The sequence below is a fragment of the Methylobacterium sp. J-048 genome (assembly GCF_022829515.1).
Taxonomy (GTDB): Bacteria; Pseudomonadota; Alphaproteobacteria; order Rhizobiales; family Beijerinckiaceae; genus Methylobacterium.
Window position 1 is genome coordinate 1 of record NZ_JAKSYL010000186.1, and the last position, 4,071, is coordinate 4,071.

Below are 4,071 nucleotides of genomic sequence, written 5' to 3' on the forward strand. Positions count from 1 at the left end.
CAGGGTGCGGGCTTCCGCCAGGCTGACGGCGCTCCACACACCATCAATCTTCACCTCGCATGTCTGCTGTTCGGCCACCGGCCTGATGCTCAGAGGCGACAGACTCGGATCTCTTCCGCATACAGGCCACCAGCCCGCAGGTGATCTGGGATGTCGGCGTGATCGTAGTACCCGGCCTCGTGCGCCATGGCGTCGAGGGCGGCGATCGGATCGGCGGCCGAGCCGATCCAGAGGATCGTACCCGTCGCCGCCTGGCGGATCTGAAACACCTTCATCACCACACCCTCCGACAAATGTTGAGCGATCAAGCGTAGCGACGTCCCCGACGTTCCAGCGCTACCTCAATCGGTCAGCATGCCGCATGGGCAGAGCGACCTTGATAGAGGTGCAGCCCAACGGTCAGACGAAGTGCATCGGCAGGGCTAGGCTGACGAGGGCGACATACGTGCCGACGAGGAAGGCACCAGCCGGGACGACAACACCGCTGAGCAGGACGAGGCGGGATGAGAGGGACATGACGATCTCCACTGAATGGGCGGCGGTTGCCGTCGTTGAGAGAGATCTATGCTCAAGCTGATCGGATCGATGTGCTGCGGGACACGCTCGATTAGTTCGGGCAACGGGGGCTCCGTTCATCCGCCCTGCAAGCTCTCAGCGAAGTCGTCCGGCACCTCGCCCCACTGGCCCAAGATCGTGACGCCTTCCAGTTCCCCGGTCTCGTCGTCGGCCACCACCTTGAGCGCTGCAGCGCCAGGCATGCGCTTGGCCAAGTTCTCGGCCTTTTTGAGCGCGCCGCTCTCGGTCTGCGCGGCCTCTTGGCGGGCCGGTCGCAGGCGCTTGCGATGGATCTCGAAGGGCTGCACCACGAACGTCGTCTTCATCGCCATGGCGCATCTCCCGTTGGCTAAGCCTGCCTGTCCCACACCTTCACCGAGGTGAACGCGCGCATCAGTACGGGCCGCCCTGCGGCATCCCGCACGTCAACGGACCACACCGTCCAATCCTGGCAGGCCACACCGGTCATCAGGTCCAGCGCAACCCGATCCGCTTGCTGCCGGACCTCTCGGATGCTGGACAGCCACCGCCCATGCATGTCGAACACGGCATCACCGCCGCCCAGGCAATGGAAGCGGTAAAGCCTCCGAGGCATTGACGTTTTTCCAAACCGTCCACACCCGCCCACTGCGATCTCGGCGGGATCTGACACAGCCATTGAACCACGCTCCGGCATCGTGTTTGTTCCTGGTGCGTTCTAGTCAGGGTGAGGTTGCGATGTATGCCCAGCTGCTCGAACTGGCTGTGGACGCCGGGGCCTGATGAGCCCCGTGCCGGCCCAGCGAATAGACGAGCTGCTGGTGGGCAGTCCCAATGCCGTGCGCGTGCCCCTAATCGGGCACGCACTCTGCGCGGGCTTCCCGTCGCCAGCAGACGACTTCCTAGAGGGCGCTCTGGAACTGCCGCGTTGGCTCGTGCCGAACCCGCCTGCGACCTTCCTGTGGCGTATCGCGGGCTCCTCGATGGAAGCGGCCGGCATCTACGACCGTGACCTGGCGTGCGTGGACCGAAGCCTCACCGCTGGTCACGGCAGCGTGGTGGTCGCGGCGATCGACGGGCAGATGTCGTGCAAGCGGCTGCTGATCGACGGCAACGTGGCCCGGCTGGCGTTCTGCAACCCGGAACTGCCCGCCTTCGCGATCGAGGAGATGGGCGAGGGCGCGATCTGGGGTGTCGTGCGGTTCTCGATCCGCTGGCACATCGCCCGGGGCCAGCTGTCGTGAGCGAGCCGGCCGCGCGCCTGCGCGACCGGATCGGCGGCGGCCGGGCGGTGGCGCTGATCGACGGCAACAGCTTCTACTGCAGCTGCGAACGCGTATTCGACCCCAAGCTGGCCGCCGTGCCCGTCATCGTGCTGTCGAACAACGACGGCTGCGCGATTGCCCGCACCGCCGAGGCCAAGGCGCTCGGCATCAAGATGGGCGACCCCTACTTCAAGATCCGCGACATGTGCCGGGTCCAGGGCGTGCGGGTATTCTCGTCCAACTACACGCTCTACGGCGACATGTCGGGGCGCACCAACGCGGTGTACCGGCAGTTCAGCCCGCAGGTGGAGATCTACTCCATAGACGAGAGCTTCTTGAACCTGTCGGACGTGGCGCCCAGCCTAAGGGTGGAACTCGCGCGGGATCTGCGGGCCACCGTGCGCGCCTGGACGGGGATCCCCACGTGCGTTGGGATCGGCCCCACCAAGACGCTGGCGAAGCTGGCCAATCACATCGCCAAGACCGTGCCCGAGCTGCAGGGCGTGTGCGACCTGACCGACCCGACCTCCTACGAGCACTGGCTGTGCCGGATCGACGTCGCCGAGGTCTGGGGGATCGGCCGGGCCTCGCTCGCCAAGCTCGAGGCCATGGGCGTGGACAGCGTCGCGGACCTGCGCGACCTCGATCCGCGGCCGGTGCGCAAGGGCCTGACGGTGGTGGGCGAGCGCATCATCCACGAGCTGCGCGGGCTGGCCTGCCTGCCGCTGGAGATGGTCCCGGCGCGGCGGAAGGGCTGCGCCGTGACGCGCTCGTTCAGCAGCCGCATCACCGAACGCGCGGTGCTTGAAGAGGCCGTGGCCGCGCACGCCACCCGGCTGGGCGAGAAGCTACGGCGCGAGGGGCTGGCAACCAACCACGTCACGGTGTTCTACCATAACAGCGAGCACGACCGGGACGCACCGATGCGCTCGGTCTCGACCACGGTCACCCTGCCCGAGCACACCTCCGACACGCTGGCGCTGATCAAGGCGGCCCGGCACGGGGTGGCGAAGACCTGGCGCGAGCCTGGCGATCGGCCGTGGCGGTACTCCAAGGCCGGCATCGTAACCAACGACCTCGTGCTGCTATCGCACAGCCCGCGGGCACTGATCGGGGGGATGGACCGCGAGCGATCGGGCCCCCTCATGGCGGCGATGGACGCGTGCAACGCACGTTGGGGGCGCGGGTCGGTCGTGCCGGCTCGCTCGGGGCTGGTGACCAAGCGCGAGTGGAACACCAAGTTCGAGATGCGCACGCCGCGCTACACGACGCAGGTCACCGAGCTGCCGGTGGCCCACGCCTGAGCGCGATGGTCCGAGCTGTGATCAGTTGCGCAGCGGCTTCGCGCCGATCTCCAGCCGATAGATCGTCGTTGGGAATTTCACCGCCGACGCCTCGCCGCCGTTCATCGTCGGCGTCCGGTTCATCTGCGCCGCAGGGATCCACAGGCCGCCCTGCTCGTCGATCCACATCGCGTCGACCCAGACCAAGCGCGGATCCTCCAAAAGGGTGCTCATGCTCCCGTCCGGGGCGATCTTCAGGATGCGCAGCCCGTCCGTGTCGCTCGCGTAGATCGTCCCGTCCACGTCAATAGCGGTCCCACCGGTCGCCACGGTGGCCGCGAATAGCTTCACGTGCTTGGCTCGCTCGGCGTCGCTCAGGCCGGAATCGTCAAGATAGCGCGTCTCGATGCTGTAGAGTGGGCCTGTGCAGGCTTGGTAGTAGAACGTCTTTCCGTCGGGGGAGACTTCCAGCTGATCGGCGTGGATGAACAGGAGCTTGCCCTTGTCGTCCCGCAAGGTGCGGCCCTGGCCGGTGAGTGGACGCTGCGCAATGGTCGACCAGTGCCCGTCGAGCGCGCGCCTCAAGCCTCCCGTGTCGAGATCGAGCACGATCAGCCCAGGCTGACCGGCATCCGTCAGGTAGACGTTGCGGCCGTTGAACCGGAAATCGTCGATGAAACTTCGGTCGGTAGTCGCAGACTGCAGCGGGTAAACCCGGCGAACGGCGTTGGTCGCGAGGTCAATCTACACGAGTTTGGGGCCACCTTGGAGTGGCGCCTCGCCCATGCCGGGTGCGCCCTTGTCGACGACCCAAAGGTCACCGTCAGGGCCGATGCGGATGGCATTGACCGCCACGAAGGCCTTGGCCGGGTCGTCACCCTGTTTCCATGCGTTCCACGCCTCGTTCGGGAATGCGACGGGTTGACCGTCGCGCCATTCGCCGAGTTCGATGCCCTTGTCCTTTGTCTGGCGCTGGAATGGCGAGAACA

The 4,071-nt window shown here is 66.4% G+C and carries 6 protein-coding genes and 1 pseudogene; 2 read left to right on the forward strand and 5 right to left on the reverse strand.

Annotation, left to right across the window (positions count from 1 at the left end):
- Positions 1 to 89: 89 nt before the first annotated feature.
- From MKL09_RS19005 to MKL09_RS32370, 3 genes are all read right to left on the reverse strand, one after another.
- Positions 90 to 275, reverse strand: a complete 186-nt coding sequence (locus MKL09_RS19005) for a hypothetical protein (RefSeq protein ID WP_244022685.1) — start codon at positions 273 to 275, stop codon at positions 90 to 92.
- Between the two features lie 357 nt (positions 276 to 632).
- Positions 633 to 887 carry a hypothetical protein gene (locus tag MKL09_RS19010; protein WP_244022687.1) on the reverse strand — a complete coding sequence of 85 codons (255 nt, stop codon included), beginning with the start codon at positions 885 to 887 and terminating at the stop codon, positions 633 to 635.
- A gap of 17 nt (positions 888 to 904) precedes the next feature.
- Positions 905 to 1,231 (reverse strand): DUF6894 family protein, encoded by a 327-nt coding sequence (locus MKL09_RS32370; protein ID WP_409566948.1) that lies wholly within the window; start codon positions 1,229 to 1,231, stop codon positions 905 to 907.
- Positions 1,232 to 1,325: 94 nt separating this feature from the next.
- Here MKL09_RS32370 and MKL09_RS19015 point away from each other — a divergent pair, with 94 nt between their 5' ends.
- Both MKL09_RS19015 and MKL09_RS19020 read left to right on the forward strand, forming a co-directional pair.
- A complete protein-coding gene (locus MKL09_RS19015; protein WP_244022692.1) occupies positions 1,326 to 1,778 on the forward strand; it encodes a LexA family protein in 453 nt (150 codons plus the stop codon).
- On the forward strand, positions 1,775 to 3,103 hold the full coding sequence (locus MKL09_RS19020; protein ID WP_244022689.1) for a Y-family DNA polymerase: 1,329 nt from the start codon (positions 1,775 to 1,777) through the stop codon (positions 3,101 to 3,103). Before MKL09_RS19015 ends, MKL09_RS19020 begins: the two co-directional genes overlap by 4 nt.
- A 21-nt stretch (positions 3,104 to 3,124) precedes the next feature.
- On the opposite strand, the gene MKL09_RS19025 is transcribed toward MKL09_RS19020, so the two are convergent.
- Both MKL09_RS19025 and MKL09_RS19030 read right to left on the reverse strand, forming a co-directional pair.
- Positions 3,125 to 3,826, reverse strand: a complete 702-nt coding sequence (locus MKL09_RS19025) for an L-dopachrome tautomerase-related protein (protein WP_313901194.1) — start codon at positions 3,824 to 3,826, stop codon at positions 3,125 to 3,127.
- Positions 3,827 to 4,071 (reverse strand): annotated as a pseudogene (locus MKL09_RS19030) (hypothetical protein); the annotation flags it as partial.